The 20380-nt window shown below is 67.2% G+C and carries 22 protein-coding genes; 12 read left to right on the top strand and 10 right to left on the bottom strand.

Annotation, left to right across the window (positions count from 1 at the left end; all coding sequences use genetic code 11):
• Window positions 1–10: 10 nt before the first annotated feature.
• Window positions 11–502, top strand: a complete 492-nt coding sequence (locus EV580_RS14480; protein WP_133691854.1) for an ImmA/IrrE family metallo-endopeptidase — start codon at window positions 11–13, stop codon at window positions 500–502.
• Window positions 499–1638, top strand: coding sequence for a hypothetical protein (locus tag EV580_RS14475; protein ID WP_133691853.1), 1140 nt, complete (start codon window positions 499–501; stop codon window positions 1636–1638). Before EV580_RS14480 ends, EV580_RS14475 begins: the two co-directional genes overlap by 4 nt.
• A 45-nt stretch (window positions 1639–1683) precedes the next feature.
• Here EV580_RS14475 and EV580_RS14470 read toward each other — a convergent pair whose 3' ends face one another.
• From EV580_RS14470 to EV580_RS33730, 4 genes are all read right to left on the bottom strand, one after another.
• Complete coding sequence (locus EV580_RS14470; RefSeq protein WP_133692242.1) at window positions 1684–2082, bottom strand: transcriptional regulator; 399 nt, start codon at window positions 2080–2082, stop codon at window positions 1684–1686.
• Window positions 2083–2406: 324 nt separating this feature from the next.
• Window positions 2407–3162, bottom strand: coding sequence for a TMEM165/GDT1 family protein (locus EV580_RS14465; RefSeq protein WP_133691852.1), 756 nt, complete (start codon window positions 3160–3162; stop codon window positions 2407–2409).
• Between the two features lie 297 nt (window positions 3163–3459).
• Window positions 3460–3993, bottom strand: coding sequence for a peptidase (locus EV580_RS14460; protein ID WP_133691851.1), 534 nt, complete (start codon window positions 3991–3993; stop codon window positions 3460–3462).
• 148 nt (window positions 3994–4141) lie between these two features.
• Window positions 4142–4300: a hypothetical protein gene (locus EV580_RS33730; RefSeq protein WP_166654702.1), complete on the bottom strand. Its 159-nt coding sequence runs from the start codon at window positions 4298–4300 to the stop codon at window positions 4142–4144.
• A 519-nt stretch (window positions 4301–4819) separates the two neighbouring features.
• Here EV580_RS33730 and EV580_RS14455 point away from each other — a divergent pair.
• On the top strand, window positions 4820–5860 hold the full coding sequence (locus EV580_RS14455; protein WP_166654701.1) for a DUF4328 domain-containing protein: 1041 nt from the start codon (window positions 4820–4822) through the stop codon (window positions 5858–5860).
• A 4-nt stretch (window positions 5861–5864) separates the two neighbouring features.
• Window positions 5865–6686, top strand: a complete 822-nt coding sequence (locus EV580_RS14450; RefSeq protein ID WP_133691850.1) for a glycerophosphodiester phosphodiesterase — start codon at window positions 5865–5867, stop codon at window positions 6684–6686.
• Here EV580_RS14450 and EV580_RS14445 read toward each other — a convergent pair.
• The 3 genes from EV580_RS14445 to EV580_RS14435 are packed head-to-tail and all read right to left on the bottom strand — an operon-like array spanning window position 6683 to window position 9506.
• Window positions 6683–7927 (bottom strand): LCP family protein, encoded by a 1245-nt coding sequence (locus EV580_RS14445; protein ID WP_502703926.1) that lies wholly within the window; start codon window positions 7925–7927, stop codon window positions 6683–6685. The genes EV580_RS14450 and EV580_RS14445 overlap by 4 nt on opposite strands.
• Window positions 7928–7949: 22 nt before the next feature.
• Window positions 7950–8717 carry a CPBP family intramembrane glutamic endopeptidase gene (locus EV580_RS14440; RefSeq protein WP_133691849.1) on the bottom strand — a complete coding sequence of 256 codons (768 nt, stop codon included), beginning with the start codon at window positions 8715–8717 and terminating at the stop codon, window positions 7950–7952.
• Window positions 8718–8735: 18 nt separating this feature from the next.
• Window positions 8736–9506: a DUF2470 domain-containing protein gene (locus tag EV580_RS14435; RefSeq protein WP_133691848.1), complete on the bottom strand. Its 771-nt coding sequence runs from the start codon at window positions 9504–9506 to the stop codon at window positions 8736–8738.
• Window positions 9507–9601: 95 nt separating this feature from the next.
• On the opposite strand from EV580_RS14435, the gene pheA reads away from it, so the two are divergent.
• The 6 genes from pheA to EV580_RS14400 all read left to right on the top strand — a co-directional run bounded on the left by pheA (window position 9602) and on the right by EV580_RS14400 (window position 15482).
• The gene (gene pheA / locus EV580_RS14430) at window positions 9602–10522 is read left to right on the top strand and encodes a prephenate dehydratase (RefSeq protein WP_133691847.1); all 921 of its coding nucleotides are present in this window, start codon (window positions 9602–9604) and stop codon (window positions 10520–10522) included.
• On the top strand, window positions 10519–11205 hold the full coding sequence (locus tag EV580_RS14425; RefSeq protein ID WP_133691846.1) for a histidine phosphatase family protein: 687 nt from the start codon (window positions 10519–10521) through the stop codon (window positions 11203–11205). The genes pheA and EV580_RS14425 overlap by 4 nt, the downstream gene beginning before the upstream one ends.
• A gap of 412 nt (window positions 11206–11617) precedes the next feature.
• On the top strand, window positions 11618–11881 hold the full coding sequence (locus EV580_RS14415) for a hypothetical protein (protein WP_108052722.1): 264 nt from the start codon (window positions 11618–11620) through the stop codon (window positions 11879–11881).
• A gap of 42 nt (window positions 11882–11923) precedes the next feature.
• Window positions 11924–13531 carry a S53 family peptidase gene (locus tag EV580_RS14410; RefSeq protein ID WP_133691844.1) on the top strand — a complete coding sequence of 536 codons (1608 nt, stop codon included), beginning with the start codon at window positions 11924–11926 and terminating at the stop codon, window positions 13529–13531.
• Window positions 13528–14739 (top strand): zinc ribbon domain-containing protein, encoded by a 1212-nt coding sequence (locus EV580_RS14405; RefSeq protein ID WP_133691843.1) that lies wholly within the window; start codon window positions 13528–13530, stop codon window positions 14737–14739. The genes EV580_RS14410 and EV580_RS14405 overlap by 4 nt, the downstream gene beginning before the upstream one ends.
• Window positions 14736–15482 (top strand): hypothetical protein, encoded by a 747-nt coding sequence (locus EV580_RS14400; RefSeq protein WP_133691842.1) that lies wholly within the window; start codon window positions 14736–14738, stop codon window positions 15480–15482. Before EV580_RS14405 ends, EV580_RS14400 begins: the two co-directional genes overlap by 4 nt.
• Before the next feature lie 7 nt (window positions 15483–15489).
• On the opposite strand, the gene EV580_RS14395 is transcribed toward EV580_RS14400, so the two are convergent.
• Window positions 15490–15840 (bottom strand): metallopeptidase family protein, encoded by a 351-nt coding sequence (locus EV580_RS14395; RefSeq protein WP_166654700.1) that lies wholly within the window; start codon window positions 15838–15840, stop codon window positions 15490–15492.
• Complete coding sequence (locus tag EV580_RS14390; RefSeq protein ID WP_133691840.1) at window positions 15840–17228, bottom strand: septum formation family protein; 1389 nt, start codon at window positions 17226–17228, stop codon at window positions 15840–15842. Before EV580_RS14390 ends, EV580_RS14395 begins: the two co-directional genes overlap by 1 nt.
• Window positions 17229–17347: 119 nt before the next feature.
• Between EV580_RS14390 and serS the strand changes: the two genes are divergently transcribed.
• A complete protein-coding gene (gene serS / locus EV580_RS14385) occupies window positions 17348–18601 on the top strand; it encodes a serine--tRNA ligase (protein ID WP_133691839.1) in 1254 nt (417 codons plus the stop codon).
• Window positions 18598–19413, top strand: a complete 816-nt coding sequence (locus tag EV580_RS14380) for a DUF5718 family protein (RefSeq protein ID WP_133691838.1) — start codon at window positions 18598–18600, stop codon at window positions 19411–19413. The genes serS and EV580_RS14380 overlap by 4 nt, the downstream gene beginning before the upstream one ends.
• Window positions 19414–19595: 182 nt before the next feature.
• On the opposite strand, the gene EV580_RS14375 is transcribed toward EV580_RS14380, so the two are convergent.
• The gene (locus tag EV580_RS14375; RefSeq protein WP_133691837.1) at window positions 19596–20378 is read right to left on the bottom strand and encodes an alpha/beta hydrolase; all 783 of its coding nucleotides are present in this window, start codon (window positions 20376–20378) and stop codon (window positions 19596–19598) included.
• Window positions 20379–20380: the final 2 nt, after the last annotated feature.

Raw genomic sequence — 20380 nt, 5'->3', positions numbered from 1 at the left:
GGGGGATGAGATGTCGGCCTCTCGCCGGGTCACCACGGCGGTCAACGAAGTCTTGGATCTCGCTCCCCGCCAGGGTGAAATCTCACTCATCCGACTGGTCGCCGCCGTCAGCGAGGACCGGGATCGACTCATCGAAGTCACCATGGCCGATCTGCCGGCCGGGGTGTGCGGCCAATGGCGTCAGTACAACGATCACGACGTCTTCCTGATTCAGCACGGCCTACCGACCTGGGACCGCACCCTGGCCCACGAATTGGGTCACCTCGTCCTCGGGCACTACGGCATCCCGGTCACCGAGGCCGCCCGCGATGTCGCCGAACTGGCCAGCGACGACCTCATCGGCTACATGCTCAATCAGCGCACCGGGTGTATGGGCCCCGGCGGCGAGGATGTCGAGCAAGAGGCCGAGGATTTCGCGGCGCTGCTCTTGTATCGGCTGGGCCGATCGCCGTCGGATCGGTCGTCGATCGTGCAAGTTCGCCTCGGAGAGGCGTTTGGTTGATCGTCTGGGTGATCGCCGGTCTGCTGGGGATGGCCACCGGCCTGCGCATCGGATGGGCGTTGGTCAACAAGCAGTCGGTGGTCAGCTCGGCGATGATCGTCGCGCTGGGCAGCCTGGCCTTTGTCGCGGCACTGAACTGGCCGCCGCTGACGCTGCTCATCGACAGCACCCTGCACTGGTCGAACATTTCGATCGGGCTGAGCCAGGTGGCGCTGATCTGGTGTGCGGCCGGCAGCTGCGTGATGATCACGAGCGTCGCCTCCACCCGGAGCCCTGCGGCCATCCGCCGGATCGCGGCCGCTCAGTACGCCGTTGCCGGCGTGATCAGTGTCGCCACCCTGGTGTTGTTCTTCCTGTCGGGGCAGCAGCCGGAGATGTCACCCGAGGAATACCTGCGACTCAATCTCGGGTCGGCCAACACGTCGCTGCCGTGGCTGTTGCCGTTGCTCTACGTCATGCTCGCGTTCACGCTGGTGCTGTGGGCGGGCATGCGGCACTCCAACCGGACCCGTCGCGGCCGGGCGCTGTTCGTCTTCACCATCGGCATCGCGCTGCTGGTGGCGGCCACCGCGTTCTTCTTGATCCGGGCGGTGGGCACCTCGCATCTGGTCGGGGTGGGCACCGCGGCGACCCTGCTGGGTGCGGCGATGGCGATCGTCGCGGCCGGATCACTGTTGCCGGCCATCGAGGACTGGTTCGGCGGGCGGCGTGAATTGCGTCTCATCGATCCCCTGCTGACCGAGCTGGAGCGGCGTCAGCCGGATGTCGGGATCGGCGAACGTCCCCGTGGCCCACTGGTTTTCCGGGTCGCCGAGCGCTTGTCGCTGATTTCCGATGCCCTGTATCTGGAGGCCACCATGGCCGAGCACCTGGCGCCCGGGAAGGCAGACGGTGCGGGCGTCGAGGTGCTGGCCGAGGTCGATCGCGAAGCGATCAGTCCCGACGAGCAGGCGATGGCGATCGCCAAATGGATCCATGCGGGCCGGCGGACGCCGCGGGTGGCCCGCCCCGCGGGGCAGGGGGAGTTCCCCGGAATGGGCTGTCTTGGGCAGCCGGAAACCTACTCGGATCGGGAATGGATCCTCGAGATCGCACGCCAGTACCGCGCGCTCGACACAGCGGCAGCGGCGCGCTGACTCCGAATCTAACGTTGCCGAAACTCCCGTGACAGGAGCGACGGGCTAATCGTCGAGGTGTTCCCGACGGCGCAGCTCATCGACCTTGGAGACGATGTCCTGCTGGGCCTCGGGGGACAGCCCGACGGTCCGTGCGGCAATGCGGCGCACGCCCTCGTCGCGCATGTTCGCCAACCAGGTGAGTTCCTTGTCGAGCTTCTCGTAGTACTCGTCGTCGGTGAAGTACGACGGCTTGATACGGAAGAAGTTGGCAAGCGCCGTCATGGTGGTGGACGACGGATTGGTCCGGTTGCCTGAACGCAGCTGCGACAGGTACGGGGCGGACATCGTGATGCCTTCAGACTTCAGCGCGGCGATCACTTCCGCGGAGGTATGAGGACCCCGGCCGGGGGGATACACCGTGTCGAACAGGCGATTCAGTCGGGCCGAGAACGTCGTGCTCATCTTGTTGACCTCCACATGCAGAAAAGCGGTCATTTCCGTTGGCTTATTTGCTGATCATCGTAGCGACACATCCGCTGACAACCAAGTGCAAACTACCGGATAATTGACGCACGCGGACATTTTCGGACTACTGGCAAACATTCGTGCGGGTATTTTCTCAGGTCAGCACCTGCTCAGAGCTTGCGGTGAGGCAAAGAAACGCATGGTGAGACGCATCCTGGCACAGGACCTGACCGATAATCGCTCACTCAAGAACCTGAGAGTACCCTGAGCAACCGAGGGTGTGGAGAGCGTTACCGGAAATCTACTTTGCTGTAAGTGCGCTTATGGCGACTCGTCAGCTTGCGCCGAACCGGCCTCGGTCCCGACCGTCGACGACACCTCGGGCGACTGCGCGGCGTCGGTGCGGAGCGCGGCGGGGCGTAGGCGTGGCGGCAAGGCGCGAAGCGTTCCGGCCGCCAGCGCGACAACGGCCAATGCGGCTCCGGCGATGACGAGGCCGGGTGCCGCGGGGAAGGCGCCCTCGATGAGCATGGACACGCCGAACAGCAGGAACAGGGCAGCCGCGGCGAGCTGGATGAACCGTTCCGGCAGATGCTTGCCGGCCAGGGCGCCGACCAGGATGGCCAGCGCGTCGGCGGCGACCATGCCGACCGTGGACCCGATCCACACGCCGACCCAGTCGTGGTCGGCGGCCAGGGTGATCGTGGCGAGCATCGTCTTGTCACCGAGCTCGGCCAGGAGAAACGCGGAGGTCACGGCGAAGAAGGCCGGTGCCGTCGTCCGTTGGGCCCGGGTGGCCTCGTCGTCGGAGAGCTTGTCTCCGCGCAGTGTCCACAGCCCGAACAGGATGAAGGCCACGCCCGCGAGGATGCCGAGGAGGTGGGTGGGCAGCGCGGCGCCGAGATAGTGACCGACGGCGACGGAGATCAGGTGCACGGCCGTCGTTGCGACGGTGATGCCACTGAGCACGACCCACCAGCGATGGCGTAGCGCGAACGTCATGGCCATCAGCTGTGACTTGTCGCCCAGTTCGGCGACGAAGATGACGGCGAAACTCAAGACCAATGCGGAGAGCACCCAGAACTCCTCATTCGGGTGGCTGTCGCCAGGGGCGGAACAGATGCCTCCGGCCGACAACCACTGATGGTGTACGGCCGAAGGTCTCGCCCACCGGCTTTACACCGGCCGGACAACCGGGCCCACAGCACGTGCTGGGCCAGTGTGTCGATTGCCCGATTGGGGGCTACTCCCCTTCGATGACGCCGACTCTACGGGCGCTTGCGCGGTGCGCGCAACTCGTGGCGATCGAAAAGCCAACCGCAGCAATTAATTTGGTGACCAAGTAAGAAAAGTTCGGGCACCCGCAACTGTCGGCTAGGCGGCCAGCAGCATCGCCAGGATTGCGGTGTCGGGATGGCTGATCGGGTCTACGCCGACCCGGCTCACCATGCTGGTGATCGTGCCGTCTGATTCCGCTTCCACCCACGCGGCACGGTGCTCCAGACCCAGGTGCGGAATACCTGGTAGCAGAACGCAACCCGATGCGGCTCCGGAACATTCCGGTAGCGAGGGCATGGTTTCGGACGGCGGGTGCAGCATCAACAGTGCCGGTGGTTGCCGATCGGCGAAATGACCTGGCGGAACAGCGGATTCACCGACCACGGTCCCTTCGGCGAGGACCAGTCCGACGGTGCCCGGCTGCGGCTTGTCGGGTAGCTCTTCTCGAACGCCGAAAATTGTTGTGGTGGAGAGCAATCCGGGCAGCGATGCGACGCGCACCGCGACGATCAGGAGTTGCGCCCACTCTTTCGTCGAATCCGGCCAGCGGCCCGATACGACGAAGCCCTTCAGGGCGCCACGAGAATGAAAGGGGGCGACTTCGACCGCACGCCCGGAACCAGTTTCCATCTCGCCTCCGCGACACTCTCCGATGTCAGTGCGACACGACAGCGGGTCGGTTCAATTCAGGATGCGGTACGTAGCGCATGGCACGCAAGACGACACGAGTGCTAACGGGCTGCGGGATCGGCGCACGGCCGGGAAAACGCCGGTGCGCTCAGAAAAGGACGATGACGGCGAGGATGCCGAGAAGGACCAGGGCGATGACGCCGGCGCGCAGGGCGGCCAGCATGTAGGCGCGGTTACAGGTCGCTGAGGAGACATGCCAATGCGACGGCTGAGACGCGGATTGCGCCCGGAATGACTGAGATGCCATCACACCGTCCTGACCTGCATGTTCAACTACCGCCCCCAGTGAAGTCAGTCACAGACTCTTCTGTGAGCGCGATCATAACCCCTTCTGTACCCCGACGAAAATCGGCTCAACCACCGGGTCTGAAGTCGGTTGGAAGTTTGTGTTTTGTTGATTCTGAAACTGGGTAATAGAGATCACAGTTGGCTCGAGGGCGTCGGCGTGTCGCGCGGCGCGTCGCGGCGTGGTTTTCGACCGTTAGCGATGCAAGCGATTTCGCTCGTTCGTTACCAACTTGTTGATCAGGGCGCCCTAAGCCCGTGGGGTTATCCACAGGTACGTCCTGTCTTTGGGGCGAGATGGTGCGCTCAATGCCCATTCACCGGCCCAGACCCCTGTGGATAAACCTGTGGAAACTGTGGATAGTCCAGTCATTGCTGCACGTCCTGGAACGTCGAAGATGCACTGCGTGCCACAATCGGCGGTCCCATCAGCCCCGCCACCGCACTCCGGACCACAGGTGTCCTCGCTAGGCTGGTCCGCGTGATTCAGGTGTGTTCCCAGTGCGGGACGCGGTGGAACGTGCGCGACCGCCAGCGCAGCTGGTGCCCCCGCTGCAACGGCGCCCTGATGGCACCGGTCAACCCGCCGGCCCCGCAGTGGAGCCCCGGCGCGACGAGCCACCCGCCGACCAAGGCTCCCGGACCGCAAACCGGCGGACCGCGGCTCCCGCAGGGCTTCCGTTGGATCGCGGTCCGGCCGGGACCGCCGCCCGCGCCGCGCCGCCGTCGTCGTCCCCTCGGGCCGACACCCCGTTACTCCTACATCCCCCGATGGGGTCTCGCCGACCACCTCGCGCCGGTGGCGCCCATCGATGCGGCCGCCGAGAAGAAGGGGCCCGCGCCGGTCACGGTCCGCGCGGCGCTGCTCTCGGCCATCACCGTCTTCGGGCTCGCCGCGGCCATCCACATCGTTCGCTACGTGCTGTTACTGATCAACCGCACGTCCCTGTTGCCGCCCTTGGTCGCCGGCGCGGCGCTCTGGCTCGGCGTGTTGGCCAGCCTGGCCGCGATTGTGGCGGTGATCCTGACCGCCGTCGTCACGACGTCCTGGTTGATCGCGCGCCGTGCGGCCGTCTATCACCACCTCGGGCAGGACGACCCGCGGCCCGCCTGGGCCCTGTGGGCCGGATGCCTGGTGCCAGTCGCCAACCTGGTGTGGGCGCCGGTCTATCTCATCGAGCTCGCCCATGCCGAGCAGACGCACGCTCGGCTGCGCGGCCCGATCACCGCGTGGTGGGTCGCCTGGACCCTGTCGACGGCCGTCTCGATCTTCTCGATCGCCACGAGCTTCACCACCAAGCCGCAGGGGATCGCCGACAACACCGTGTGGGTGATCGTCGCCTACCTGCTCGGCGCGGGTGTGCTGGTGTTGTTGTGGCAGGTGTTTGACGCCTTCGTGCGCAAGCCCGTCGAACGGCCGCTGCATCGGTGGGTGATGGTGGGCGTCGAACAGCCCGCCCAGCCCGCGGAGCCCGAATCGCCGCCAGCGGTTGAGCCGGACCAGCAGGAACCGGCAGCATAGGCGTATGCACTCGGCCGGCGAACCGCACGGCGGGCACCCCTTCGTGGTTGCCCACCGGGGCGCTTCGGCCGAGCGCCCCGAGCACACGCTGGCCGCCTATGAGCTGGCGCTGCAAGAAGGTGCCGACGGCGTCGAATGTGATGTCCGGCTGACCCGCGACGGCCACCTGGTGTGCGTGCACGACCGGCGGGTGGACCGCACGTCGACGGGCACCGGTCTGGTCAGCGAGATGACGTTGGCCGAACTGAAGCGGTTGGATTGGGGTGCGTGGCACGCCAGCGCAGACGCCGACGATCCGCCGACCGGAACCGGTCTGCTCACCCTCGATGACCTGGTGCGTTTGGTCCTGGACTGGAACCGGCCGGTGAAGATGTTCATCGAGACCAAACATCCGGTGCGCTATGGCGGTCTGGTGGAGAGCAAGGTGTTGGCCCTGCTGCACCGCTACGGCATCGCGGCGCCGGCCTCGGCGGATCTGTCCCGCGCGGTGGTGATGTCGTTCTCCGCCGCGGCGGTGTGGCGGATCCGCCGCGCGGCGCCGCTGCTGCCGACGGTGCTGCTCGGCGAGACGTCTCGCTACCTCGGTGGCAGCGCCGCCACCACAGTCGGAGCGACGGCCGTCGGCCCGTCGATCACGACGCTGCGCGAGCACCCCGAGCTCGTCGACCGGGCTGCTGCCCAGGGCCGCGCCATGTACTGCTGGACCGTCGACCACTACGAGGACGTCGGCTACTGCCGCGATCTGGGAGTCGGCTGGATCGCCACCAACCATCCGGGGCGGACCAAAGCCTGGCTGCAGAATCCGCTGGCCGTCCCCGGCGATTAGGGCTGCGCGTCGAGGACCTGCTGGGGGATCGCCGAGTCGGTGCGCAGCGCCGAGAACAACTGATCGGCCGCGTCGGAGTCCCACACCACCACCGACCCGGAGTCGTTTCCGGTGAACTCGCCGATCGGTACCGTGATCGCCGTGGTCGAGCCGTGCAGCGCCCAGCCCAGCACGGCCAGATCCCAGACGTGGTCACCCTCGTCGACGGTCAGCGACCCGACTCCGGCGTGAGGCACTGAATACCAGCGCCACGGATTGAGCCACACCGCGGGACTGCTGGCCTTGTGCATCACGGCGGCCATGAACTCGCGCTGGTGGACCATCCGGTCGAGGTCGGCGCGCGGGGTCGCCCGGGAGCGTACGTAGCCCAGTGCATTGCGCCCGTCGAGGGTCTGGCAGCCCGCCGGCAGGTTGATCCCGGCCAGCGGATCATCGATCGGATCGGCCGGGCAGACCTGGATCCCTCCGAGCGCGTCGACCACGACCGCGAAGCCGTCGAAACCGACCTCGGCGTAGTGGTCGAGGTGCAGACCCGTCGCCTGCTCGACGGTCTGGGCCAGCAGCGGCGCGCCGCCTTCGGAGAACGCGGCGTTGATCTTGTCCTTGCCGTAGCCCGGGATGTCCACATACGAGTCGCGGGGAATCGAGACCATCGTAGTGGGGGTGCTGGAGCCGAGCGCCGGGATGTGGACCACCAGGATCGTGTCGGTGCGGCCGTTGCCGAGGTCGCCGCCGGTGGTCAGGTCGGCCTGCTGGTCGGGCGTCAGGCCGGCCCTGCTGTCGGAACCGACGAGCAGCCAGGTGGTGCCCGCGCCCGCGGCCGGGCGGTCGGTGTAGTCGAACACCGCGACCCGCTTCAGGCTGGTGTCGATCCAGACGGCGCCGCCGATGAGTCCACCGGCGGCCAGCAGGATCACGACGACCAGCGTGACGAAAATCCTTCGGCCCCAACGCCGTTTGCGTTTCGGCCGGGCAGGTGCGGTCGGTGGGGGAGCGGGCGGGCGCGCCGACGGTGGCGGTGGCGGAGGCCGCCTCGGAGGCGGCGCCTGCCGCGGTGGCGGCGGAGGGGGTGCCTGCCGCGGTGGCGGCGGAGGAGGTGGCGGCGAGGGTCGTCGACCCGGGTCGCGGCGGATCACCTGGGAGGGCTCGACTCGCGGGATCCGCTCGGTCGGCGGCGCGGGACGCGGTATCCGCTCGGTCGGCGGATCCGGCGCGGGTCGCGGCGGCCAGTCCTCGCTCACCAGGTCAATTTACGTGCCCGGTTCATTTCAGCCAGCCAAGATGACCGGCGAGTGCGATGTAGCCGACGAAGGCGACGGTGTCGATGACGCCGTGCGCGATCACCAGCGGCCACAGCCGGCCGGTCCGGCACCACGCGTACCCGAAGACCATGCCCATCACCAGATTGCCCAGCCCGGCGCCGAAGCCCTGATAGAGGTGATACGTCCCGCGCAGCGCGCTGGAGATCAGGATCGCCCGGTTCTGGCTGAGGCCCAGCTGCTTGAGCCGGGTGATCAGGTAGCCGACGACCACGACCTCCTCGGCGAAACCGTTGGCGAATGCCGAGAGGATCAACACCGGGATGCGCCACCAGCTGTCGTGCAGCGCCGCCGGTTCGACCTCGGCGTTCATTCCCAGCCAGCGGCCTGCCAGATACAGCAGCAGGCCGGGGATGCCGATCAGTGCGGCCAGGCCGAGGCCGCCGAGCATGTCGATGCGCCAGCGCACCCGTCCCAGCCCGAGCTGGGTCGGCGTGATGCCGCTGCGCCACAACAGATAGAGCCCCAGCATGCCCCAGGCCACCAGCTGGGCGACCGACGTCAGATTCAGCCCGAGGTTGATCAGGTCATAGCGGGACAGGTTGGGGTTCAACCGAACTCGTTGTCCGGCCAGCCCGGAGAGCACCGCGTCGAACAACTTCAGCATCGCGATGACGGCGCTGACGCCAAAGGTGACGGCGAGCATGACGCCGATTTCGATCCGAAGCCCCCGCCGGTCGGTGGCGAGGAACTCGTCGCGGGGGGCGTTCACCCCGTCACGGTATCGGCCCTACATCTTGCGTGCGCGCAGCCCGTTGACGAAGGGGCAACCCATCAGCAACCGGATGGCGCGGCCCAGACCCGGGACGTCCTTCACGGGTTCGCCGAACGGCAGACGCACATCGTGGTCACCGTCGACACCTTCGACGCGCAGCCGCACGCCGTAGCGATCCAGACCCAGCGGACGCACCCGGCCGCGCCGCAGTGGCGCGGGCAGCTTGCCGGCCAGCCGCGCGAGAACCTCGGGATGATCGGCATCCAGGTGGCACAGCCAGGCCGACTCGAATTCGCAGAACGGGTCCGGCTGGGCAGCCATGAGCTCGTGGAGTCCGACGGTCTCGGCACCGGCGGCGTCGGCGACGACGACCGACTCCACCTCGAGCAGGAAGAGGATCTGACCCGACCCGATGTCCAGCAGGGCCGGGTTGGGATGGTCGGTGGCGATCATGTCGACCATGGTGCGGACCGCGTGCTCGGGCACGCTCTGCACCCGGCCGCGGATCCACACCAGCGAGCGCACGGGCTCGCGCAACGGCAGTGGGGCGAAGTCGGTGAGTTCCAGTACCGCCGCGACGCCGTCGGTGCCGGCGGCGCAGGCGCGCACGGCCAGCGGGGAATCACTCGGCAGGCTGACGGCGAAAGAACCGCCGGGCAGCAGGTGGTGAATCGGTGTGGTGGCGGGGGCGACATCGTCGGCGACCAGCATCGCTCCGGCTGCGCGCGCACAGGCGCTGCGGACGCGTTCGGCGGTGGACGGCGTAGTGAGCGTCGCTGAGGTCATCGCGCACCTTCCAGTTAGTGAGGTAAGCCTAAGTTAACTACGGCCGCGTGGTCGCGCAAGGCTTCCCTTCGCGGCCGACCCGATAGGGTTGGACCGTGGCCCGCATCGCCTACCTCGGTCCCGAGGGCACGTTCACCGAAGCGGCACTTCTCAAGATGTGCGCTGCCGGTGTGGTTCCAGGTGGCAGCGGTGCGCAACCCGAGCCCACTGACAGCACCCCGGCGGCGCTGACCGCTGTCCGGGACGGCACGGCGGATTTCGCCTGCGTGCCCATCGAGAATTCGATCGAGGGCACCGTGCTGCCCACCCTGGACAGCCTGGCCAACGGGTCGCCGCTGCAGGTGTATGCCGAGCTGACCCTGGACGTCGCCTTCAGCATCGTGGTGCGCGACGGGATCGACCCGGCCGCGGTGCGCACGATTGCGGCGTTTCCCATCGCAGCCGCGCAGGTCCGCCGCTGGCTGGCCGAACACCTGCCGGATGCCGAGCTGATCCCGGCCAATTCGAATGCCGCGGCCGCCCAAGAGGTGGCGGCCGGGCGCGCGGACGCCGCGGTGAGCACCGCGCTGGCGGCCCAGCGCTACGGGTTGTCCACCCTGGCCGACGGTGTTGTCGACGAACCCAATGCCCGGACCCGGTTCGTGCTCGTCGGCCGCCCTGGCCCCCCGCCGGCGCGCACCGGCGCCGACCGCACCTCGGTGGTGCTGCGGATCGCCAACACTCCCGGTGCGCTGGTGTCGGCGATGACCGAATTCGGCATCCGGGACATCGATCTGACCCGTATCGAATCCCGGCCCACGCGCGTCGAACTCGGTACCTATGTTTTCTTCCTCGACTGTGTAGGCCACATCGACGACACTGCGGTCGCCGAGGCGCTCAAGGCATTGCATCGACGATGTGCCGACGTTCGCTATCTCGGCTCCTGGCCGACCGAATCGGCGACCGGCGCAACGCCGCCGCAACTCGACGAAGCCGACCGGTGGTTGGCCCGACTTCGGGAGGGTGATCCGACATGAGTGGACGGCTGATCCTGCTGCGTCACGGGCAATCGCACGGCAACGTCGAGCGCCGTATCGACACCCGTCCTCCCGGGGCTGACCTCACCGACCTCGGCCGGGAACAAGCCCGCGATTTCGCCCTCGCCCGCAGCCGCCCGCCCGGGCTGCTGGTGCACTCGATCGCCCGACGGGCGGCCCAGACCGCAACCGAGATCGGCACCCAGCTGCGGCTGTCCGCCGAGGAGTTCGAGGGCATTCACGAGGTGCAGGCCGGCGAGCTGGAGAACCGCAACGACGACGACGCGATCGCCGAGTTCAATGCGATCTACCAGCGCTGGCACGAAGGGGAGCTGGCGGTCCCGATGCCCGGCGGGGAGAGCGCCAGTGACGTTCTGGATCGCTACCTCCCGGTGGTTACCGACCTGCGGCTGCGCTATCTCGACAATCACGCCTGGACCGAGGACATCGTGGTGGTGAGCCATGGCGCGGCGATCCGGTTGATCGCGGCGACACTGGCGGGGGTGGAGAGCAGCTTCGTGCTCGACCACCACTTGGCCAACACCGAATCGGTGGTGTTGGCGCCGATCACCGACGGCCGCTGGAGCTGCGTCCAGTGGGGCCCACTCAGCCCGCCGTTCTACCCGGAGGCCGACCTCCACCCGGTCGCGGATGCGCTCGAATCCGTCGATCCCATGGGCTGAAAGGAATTATCCAGCCAACCGATTCGCGGTTTGCTGAGAGCAGTCACATCCGACGGTGTCGCAATCAATGACGAAAGTGTGAACAACCAGCTCGGGTGCGTCGCAACCAACCTCGGTGCACTCCCCGCGATGCACGGCGTGAAGGATCAGCGTACCGTGACAATGTCGCAGGCCAGCGGCGCATTCTCGGCAGCTTTGTACCATGGTTCGTTCATAGCATTTCGGGCCGCGGAAGTGCTGTTGCCACGCGGGGTCTCAGGGAGCCATTTTCGCCCGTCGCGAAAGTTGCTATGCAATTGCTGGGGCGGTGAGTTATCTTGAGTGTCCTCGGCCCTTCGGGGGTGGGCTGGTTTACTGCCGGGCCAGCCAGCGACGCATTAATTAATCCCGGCTTGAGAAGTAAGGACTGATCATGATGTCAGGTCGTTTGACTCGACAGATTGCGCTTTGTGCTGGCGGGCTCGCGATCGTCGGCATGGGCACGCTGACCGCCTGCGGTAAGGACAAGGACAAGGCGCCGGAGAGCACCACGCCGACCACGACGACGAGCGCGCCTGCGCCGTCGCCCACGGAGAAGGCTGTGTCGCCTGGTGGCGCCAACTCCTTCACGCCCACTGTCAAGGCCCCGCCGGCGCCGACCGCGCTGCCCGGCAACGTCATCACCGGCGGCAACTAAGCCGCACGGTCCGCATCCGTCCATAGCCACCCTCCGCCGACAATGATCGGGGCACAGCGCCTTCGCACGTTGTCAGCGGTGGGGTTGGTGGGGATGCTGACCGCAGCCGCTGTACTGGTCGCTGATCTCCATCGGTCTTCGGCACCCGCCGATTCCGGGATGATCAGCGGCCCGTACGCGTCTCTCCTCGCCAGCTCCGTCGACCTTGGTCCGGCCCGTACCGACCACATTCAGTTGACCGCCGCACTGCGCGACGATTCTCGCCCTGACCTTCTGATGGGATGGGCTGACCGCCAAAACCTCTCTGTGCGTTGGCGCCCCGGAGACAGCTGGGCGATCCTCGAAGGCGCACCCGACGCGGTGTCCGGTGCCTTCGATGTCGACGTCCACGACTACCGCGGCAAGCGCGGCCAGGTCTTCTACGCCTCGCCCCAGCAGCCCTCCGTGCCGCAGTCGCTCAGCATCGAAGTGTCCGGACTCGGCCGCATCCTCGGCTACACGCCGCACCGTGAATCGAAGGTGTGGATGCTGCCGCTGGAGGTTCCCGATCAAGGCCTGAACCCCAGCGCCCTGCTGCGCACCTACAACGCGATGCCGTTGCACGAGAAGGGCTACACCGGCAAGGGCACGACCGTCGTCGTCTTCGCCTTCGACGGCGTCGACCAAGCCGACCTCGACACCTTCGCGACCAGTTTCAACTTGCCGAAGTTCACCCCTGAGGTCGTCGGCGGCATGCCCGAGGCACGCCGCGGCGAGGCGACCATGGATCTCGAGGCGATCCACGCGATCGCCCCGGACGCCAAGAAGGTGTTGGTGAACGCCCGGCCCACCGTGGAGGGCGACGGATCGTACGAGAAGATCGCCAAGCTGATGGAGGACACCGAAAAGAGCTATCCCGGTGCGGTGTGGAGCTTTTCCATCGGCTGGGGTTGCGACAAGCTCATCACCGCCGCCGATCTGGTGCCCGTGCGGGCGGCGCTGTCGGCCGCGCACCGCTCGGGCACGACGGCCTTCGACGCCAGCGGCGACCTGGCCGGGCTCGACTGCAAGGGCGGCGACGAATGGTCGTCGCCGCCGAGCAACAACGACGTCGGGCTCGATGCGGTGGCCTCGCTGCCGGAGATGACCGACGTGGGTGGCACCACGGTGTCCACCGATGACAAGGGCGACTGGCTGGCCGAGCAATCCTGGTTCGACCCGCCGCTGTCCCAGGGCACCGGTGGTGGGGTGTCCAATCTCTACGAGCGGCCGGATTGGCAACGGGCCCTGAATGTCCCGGGCGGTGAGGGTAAGCGCCTCACCCCGGACATCGCCGCGGTCGCCGACCCGTTCACCGGTGTGCAGATCGTCTTCAACCAGAATCTGATCATCGGCGGCGGCACGTCGCTGGCCGCGCCCATCTGGGCCGGGCTGACGGCATTGATGAATCAATACGTGGTCGACAAGGGAGGCTCGCTGATCGGCAATATCAACCCGATCCTCTACACCATCGCCGAAGGCACCCCGTTGCCCGCGTTCCGCGATGTCGTCCTCGGCGGCAACGCGGTGGCCAATGCCGGACCGGGCTATGACCTGGTGACCGGCCTGGGCACGCCCAATGTCGAAAATCTGGCGCAGAATATTCTCGTGACCCAGAAAGTGGTCGGATGACCGCCCCGGACGACGACGACGTCCCAGTGATGGAGTGCGGCGTCTGCCAGATGGACGTCCCGGCAGGGGCGTTCTGCGGCTACTGCGGCGGCCATCTCGCCTCCGAGGCCACGCGCGGACCGCGCTGGCTGCGCGCGTTGCGGGGCGACGTCTTCGGCGCATCGCCGGGCGAAAGCGTGCTCCGGCCCGCGATCACCAGCTCACTGTTCCCCCATCTGCCCCAGCGATCCCGGACCCCGTTCCGGGTGGGTGTCGCGCTGATCCTCGTCGGCCTGGTGCTGTTCGCGGTGGTCAAGATGCCGGCGGCGCTGATCACCGTCGCCGCTCTCGGACTGCCGCTGCTGTTCCTGCTCTACCTCAGCGAGTCGGCCGTCTACCGCGACATGTCGGTGTGGTCGATGGTGCTGGCCGGCACCCTGGGTGCGGCACTCGGGGTGGGCTGGGTGCTGTTGACAGGCCAGATGGTTGCGAAAGCCTACGGTGTCCCGATGGCCGCCGGCCTGGCCATCCATCACCTCATGCGTGAAGGAATCATGATCCCCGCCGGCGGGATGATCCTCATGCTCGTGCCGACCGTCTTGGTGCGCCTGTTACGGCCCACCTCGCGAGAGTCGTTGGACGGCTTCGTGATCGGCGCGCTGGCGGCACTGATGTTCGCCGCGGGGGCGACGCTGACCCGACTGGCTCCGCAGTTCGCCACCGGACTGCTCGTTCACAGCCGTCCCTTCCTGAGCCTGCTCGTCGAGGCGATCCTGTGCGGTGTGACGATCCCGCTGACCGCGGCGGTGGCCGGCGGCATGATCGGCATCGCCCTGTGGTTCAAGGGGCAGGACTCCAACCCGCACGAGCACCCCGGCCGGATCCGCGCGATGCTGTTCTTCCTGGCGATCGTGGTCGTGTTGATTCACACCGGCGCCGCGGTCACCGACATCATGGGCATGCCGCAACTGCAGATGCTTACCGTCCACGTCGTCCTGACTCTGGTCGTGCTGGTGTTGCTGCGCATTGCGGTTCAGCTCGCGCTGATGCACGAGGCGCACGATCCGATCGACCAGGACGAGCCGCTCCTGTGCATCCACTGCCAGCATGTCGTGCCGGATATGGCGTTCTGCCCGGCCTGCGGGGTGGCGACGCGCGCGTCGTCACGCGCGTCGCGGAACGAGCGTCGTGAGGCGCGGCCGGTGCGGGTCGCCGCGGAGGGGTCGTGACAAAACCCTCGGGCGCTTCCGAGGAGGAAGAGTTCCCGGGCTATGCGCTGCCCCGCGGAAACTACCTCGTCCCCGAAACTGGTCGTCGGGTCCGGTTCCGCCGCACCCTCGGGCTGTGGGCCGCCGGAATCGTCGTCGTCGCTCTGGTATTGGTCGGGGTGTCGCTCACGGTGACCAAGAAGGTGCCGCGCTACATGTGCCCGCCGGAATGTGGCGCCCCACCGATGGGCACACCCGTGACCGGGCTGCCCCGCTTCACCGCGGCTGACGGGTCGTTCTCGGTGTCCTACCCCGCGCCGGGCTCGGCGTACGAGATCGAGACCAAGGGCAACGGGGTGACCGCGAAGTTCACCGGCGGCGATACCGGTGTCCTGCAATTGTTCTCGGAGCCGGCCAGAGGGCGCAACGCTCAGACGATCGCCAGGGATCTGTTGAAGCAGAAGTTCCCCGATGCCAAGATCGCCTACGAGATCCCCAATGCGATGGTCGGCTATCAGCCCGGCTACGGGGAGGTGGCCGACTCGTGGCCACAAGGAACGAGCAACAGCTACATCCGCATTCGCACAGTGCTGCTGGTCTCGGTCAAGAACGACCTGGCGCTGGTGGCCGGCGCGGTGGGTCCCTATCACGCGTTCGGTCCGGATTTCGGTCCCGGGCTGCCGTCGGCGGCGAATGTGCAGATCGCTCAGGACATGGGCAAGTATGTCAACAGCTTCAGCTGGAACGGCGATCCGGCACGCTGAAAGTAGTTCAGCCCCAGCCTAATTCGTGAAGTCGATCGTCGTCGATCCCGAAATGGTGTGCGATCTCGTGGATTACGGTGATCGCGACCTCCTCGACCACGTCGGCCTCGGTATCGCACATGTCCAGCAACGGTTCCCGATAGATCGTGACGGTGTCAGGAAGTGATCCGGCGTAACTGGAATCGCGTTCGGTGAGCGCCACGCCCTCGTAGAGGCCGAGCAGGTCGGGATCCTCGGGGTTCGCGGGCTCGACCAGGATCACGACGTTGTCGATCGCCTTGGCAAGTCCGGGTGGAATGAGATCCAGTGCGTCGCCGACCAATTCCTCGAACCGCTGCGGGTCCATCCGGACGGACACTAAGCGGGCGGAGGAGGTACGTCCGCCGGACCGGGCGGCGGGCCCGCGGGCGGCGGCGGGCCGTCCATCGGAGGCGCGTCGACAGGCGGCGGCGCCGGCTGTGCGGGCACGAACTGGCCGTTGAGCACGTTGCCGTCCTGCGGTGGCGGGGCGCCGTCGGTCGTGGGAGCCGCCGTCGAGGTGGGGGCCTGCGTCTGCTGGGTGGACTGCTGCGGCAGATGCTGTGTCTGGGTGGATTGCGTCGACTGGCTGGACTGACTGCTGTCGCTGGTCGACGGTGAGTATTGCGTCGTCGGGACGCTGGGCAGCAACGGGATCGACGGGAGGCTCAGGCGCTCCTGAGGGATGTCGGGCGGCGGAATCGGGGGCATCCCGTTGATCAGCAGCGCGCCCTTGGCCGGGTTGATCAGCGTCGCCCAGCCGCCGTTGCCCAGGGTGGCGCCGATGCTGCAGGCCACCTGATGGCTGCCCGCGGTCCAGCTCGGCAGCGAGATCGTGCTGTAGATGAGCGTCAGGGTGGTGGAGCGCAACTGCAGCGGTGCCAGGTAGGCGTCGGTCATCCGGGTGCAGGCGTCCTTGATGAACGCGTCCTGGTCGGCATCCGAGGGCAGGCCGCCGGAGAACTTCTCCGCCAGGTTCACCGCACCGGTGACCTCCATGGCGTGCGGTGCGCCGCAGTCCACGGGAACGTCGGTCGGCTGGTTGGTGGGCGGGTCGATGCCGAGGCAGGTACCGGCCGGCCAGACCTTGGACTGGTCGACTTCGGCCACCCGGCCCTTGAATTGGAGCTGCTGCCCGTCGGCACCCGGCAGCTGCAGGCCGCACAGCATGCGCCGCTCGCCGTCCTCCTTCCAGCGCTTGTCGCCGGACCACAGCATGCTGATCGTGAACTTGCTGTTGGGATCGAACTTGTCGCCGAGGTAGCGCTCGACGGCGGGCTGGCACTGCTCGAGACTGATCTGCTGGATCCGCGCGGCCGTGGGCGGCGCGGCATCGGGCCCGTATTCGGTGCCGGGGTAGGTCCGCATATCGACCGATTCGGCGACCTCGAAGCGGTGATCGTTCTTGCAATCGACGATCGTGGCCGAGTCGGGATCCTTGCCGGGCCAGTTCAGGCAGCTGCCCGCCTTGGCGTTGGCGAACGCCTTTGTGCCTTTGACACCAGACAGGGGGTCGGAGCCGGCGTATCCGGCGAGGCGGTTGTTGAATCCGATGGGCAGGGCGGTGACGACACCGGCGATCAGCAGGCCGCCGAGCGCGGTCAGCAGCAGCGCACGGCGGGTCGAGGTGGCCGCAAATGTGCCCAGGAAGGAGCGCCGCGGCGCGCCCGGTTCGGGCAGCTCGGGCGACGCGTCCTCACGCTCGGATAACTGCAACATCGCCTCCATTGTGGCAGCCGCGCGCAGCCGTGTGACAAGTGATGCAGTTGTACTGTTATGGGGTTGTGCTGTGTGTTCGGCCGGAGGGGCCGACGCGGCGGCCGACGGCAATAGCTAGGGTTGCGGGCGTGATCGACCTGAAACTGCTGCGCGACGACCCCGATGCGGTACGGCGGTCCCAGCTCAGCCGTGGTGAGGACCCGGGCCTCGTCGACGCTCTTCTGGACGCCGACACCGCGCGCCGGGCGGCGATATCGACCGCCGATTCACTGCGGGCCGAGCAGAAGGCCGCCAGTAAGAAGGTCGGTTCGGCGTCCCCGGACGAGCGGCCCGCGCTGCTCGAGCAGGCCAAGGAACTGGCCGCCGCGGTCAAGTCCGCCGAAGCCGCGCAGAGCGAGGCCGAATCGGCCTTCACGAGCGCGCACATGGGCATTCAGAACGTCATCATCGACGGTGTCCCTGCCGGCGGTGAGGACGATTTCGTCGTGCTCGACGTCGTGGGCCGGCCCCGGGAGATCGAGAACCCGAAGGACCACCTCGAACTCGGCGAGGCGCTGGGGCTCATCGACATGGAGCGCGGCGCCAAGGTGTCGGGCTCTCGGTTCTACTTCCTGACCGGCCGCGGGGCGCTGCTCCAGCTCGGCCTGCTGCAGCTGGCGGTGCGGGTGGCCACCGAGAACGGCTTCACCCTGATGATCCCGCCGGTGCTGGTGCGTCCGGAAGTGATGGCCGGCACCGGATTCCTCGGAGCCCACGCCGACGAGATCTATCACCTCGAGGAGGACGACCTCTATCTGGTCGGCACCTCGGAGGTCCCGCTGGCGGGCTATCACTCCGGCGAGATCCTGGATCTGTCGGGCGGCCCGCTGCGGTATGCCGGGTGGTCGTCGTGCTTCCGGCGCGAGGCGGGTAGTTACGGCAAGGACACCCGCGGCATCATTCGGGTGCACCAGTTCGACAAGGTGGAGGGCTTCGTCTACTGCCGTCCCGGGGATGCCGAGGCCGAACACCAGCGGCTGCTGGGCTGGCAGCGTCAGATGCTCGAGCTCATCGACGTGCCTTACCGAGTGATCGACGTGGCCGCCGGCGATCTGGGTTCCTCGGCAGCGCGCAAATTCGACTGCGAGGCATGGGTTCCCACCCAGCAGGCCTATCGCGAGCTGACCTCGACGTCGAATTGCACGACGTTCCAAGCCCGCCGGCTGGCCACCCGCTACCGCGACGAGAACGGCAAGCCGCAGATCGCGGCGACGCTCAACGGCACGCTGGCCACCACGAGGTGGCTGGTCGCGATCCTGGAAAACCATCAGCAGCCGGACGGCAGCGTGCGGGTTCCCGCCGCCCTGGTGCCTTACGTTGGGACGGAGGTCCTGCAACCGTGATCGAACTCGACCTCGACGAGGTCAAGAGCTGGTTCGGCTTCGGCGTCGCCGGCAACTTCGCCGGCCACCTCGAACAAGCCGGTGAAGCAGTCGATTTCGTCAATGTCGCCAGTGAAGGCGTCGCACCCAAGGGCATCTTCCCGTGGTACGCGCCTGGTCACGACAGCTTCCTGGGGGAGTTCCCGCTCTCGCACGACGCGCTGATGGTGCCCGAGGCGAGCGAGGCCGACGGTCCGCTCAACCTGCAGATCGAGCCCGAGGTCGGGTTGGCGTGCGAGGTGGTGTGGGAGGGCGACACGGTCGTCACGCTGCGGCCCTTTGCGCTCGGCGCGTTCAACGACTGCTCGATTCGCCGCCCCAACGCGCCCAAGATCAGTTACAAGAAGAACTGGGGCCCGTCGTCCAAAGGTGTTGCGCACCAGTTCTTCGATATCAGTGACCTGACCCCGGACGGACCGACCGCGACGTTGCGGCTGTTGTGTCATCTGCGCACCGCCGACGGCGTGCACCACGAGTACGGAGTGGACAGCCCGCTGCTCGGTTACTCGTACTACGGCGAAGTGCTGCTGGACTGGATCGTCGAGCGGCTGGCCAACCAAAAGGGTTCGCCCGATACACCTTTGGAGGATGTCGGCGCGTTGATGGTGGCCTCCGGCCGGCCGCAGAAGGTGCTGATCGGTATCGGTGCGACGCGCTACACGGAGCTGGGGGAGTCCACGTACCTGCAGCCGGGTGACGAGGCGATCGTGCGGGTGTACGACACCGACAGCGACGCGGCATCCGAACTGCGCCAACTGGTCTGGCAGCCCTAACCCTTCTTTCTCTCGCCAAACCGACGATTCGCAGCGAAAGTGCGAGTAGATCGCCGCATTTCGTCGGTCTCGGCGTGCGTTCGTGGTGCCATCCGCCGATTGTCGCAACCCAACGAGCCCGCCGAAAGCTCCGCCTCTTGGTGGGCGAAATGGGCCCACGATGACGGCGTCGAACACGACCGCTAGATACTCAAGCCCGCCAGCCAGGTCTGGATCCGCTCGGCCACCAGCGGCCAGCCCGGCTCCAGCATCATGTTGTGCCCCATACCGGTGAAGATCTCGGCCGTGGTTCCGTAGTCTCGGGCCGTCGCGCGCACCGCGCGGACGCTCACAGCCCGGTCATGCTCGGCGCCGAGCACCAGCAGCGGCGATGTCACGAGACCCGGCGTGAACCGCATCCGCAAACCTCCGCCGTGATGACTCTCGGCTTGCAGACGTTGTGCACAATCGGCTACCACGGATTCCGGTGTGCTGTCACAGAAGAAGTGTTCGCGCGCCCGTTGCGGGGTGTTGACCAGATCGGCGACGGTCCCGACGCTGTAGGCGCGAAAAGACACCGCCGGATGACGGCGCATGATGCGTAACGCCACCGCGAGCCGATGCGCCGAGCGCGACGGCATCGAGGCCATCAGCACTCCCGCTGGGGCGCGGTACTTTTCGAGGTACTTCTGCACGACGAAGCCGCCCATCGAGTGCCCGACCACCACCGGGCTGGCACCGAGCTCGGTTGCCGCGGCCGCGACATCGTCGACGTAGTCGGCGACCGTACACGACTTCAGCGGTTTGGCCGACGCGCTGCCGGCGTGACCGCGCAGGCTCACCGCGGCGGCGAGGAAGCCCTGCCCGGCAAAGTAATCCAGGAAATTGTCAGCCCAGCACCACGCGCCGTGCCAGCCGCCATGGACGAAGAGCAGCGGCGTCGGGTGTGCCGGTGTGCTGGTGCCTTTGGTGAGCAGCTCTAGCATCC

It is taken from the genome of Mycobacterium sp. BK086 (assembly GCA_004362315.1).
Taxonomy (GTDB): domain Bacteria; phylum Actinomycetota; class Actinomycetes; order Mycobacteriales; family Mycobacteriaceae; genus Mycobacterium.
This window is presented reverse-complemented; position numbering and strand designations above follow the sequence as displayed.

Bases quoted from the DNA above. Each gene is read 5' to 3' on its own strand.
- EV580_RS14480 (WP_133691854.1), top strand. From the start codon at position 11: ATGTCGGCCTCTCGCCGGGTCACCACGGCGGTCAACGAAGTCTTGGAT.
- EV580_RS14470 (WP_133692242.1), bottom strand. From the start codon at position 2,082: ATGAGCACGACGTTCTCGGCCCGACTGAATCGCCTGTTCGACACGGTG.
- EV580_RS14460 (WP_133691851.1), bottom strand. From the start codon at position 3,993: ATGGAAACTGGTTCCGGGCGTGCGGTCGAAGTCGCCCCCTTTCATTCT.
- EV580_RS33730 (WP_166654702.1), bottom strand. From the start codon at position 4,300: ATGGCATCTCAGTCATTCCGGGCGCAATCCGCGTCTCAGCCGTCGCAT.
- EV580_RS14450 (WP_133691850.1), top strand. From the start codon at position 5,865: ATGCACTCGGCCGGCGAACCGCACGGCGGGCACCCCTTCGTGGTTGCC.
- EV580_RS14435 (WP_133691848.1), bottom strand. From the start codon at position 9,506: ATGACCTCAGCGACGCTCACTACGCCGTCCACCGCCGAACGCGTCCGC.
- EV580_RS14425 (WP_133691846.1), top strand. From the start codon at position 10,519: ATGAGTGGACGGCTGATCCTGCTGCGTCACGGGCAATCGCACGGCAAC.
- EV580_RS14415 (WP_108052722.1), top strand. From the start codon at position 11,618: ATGATGTCAGGTCGTTTGACTCGACAGATTGCGCTTTGTGCTGGCGGG.
- EV580_RS14410 (WP_133691844.1), top strand. From the start codon at position 11,924: ATGATCGGGGCACAGCGCCTTCGCACGTTGTCAGCGGTGGGGTTGGTG.
- EV580_RS14405 (WP_133691843.1), top strand. From the start codon at position 13,528: ATGACCGCCCCGGACGACGACGACGTCCCAGTGATGGAGTGCGGCGTC.
- EV580_RS14390 (WP_133691840.1), bottom strand. From the start codon at position 17,228: ATGGAGGCGATGTTGCAGTTATCCGAGCGTGAGGACGCGTCGCCCGAG.
- EV580_RS14375 (WP_133691837.1), bottom strand. From the start codon at position 20,378: ATGCTAGAGCTGCTCACCAAAGGCACCAGCACACCGGCACACCCGACG.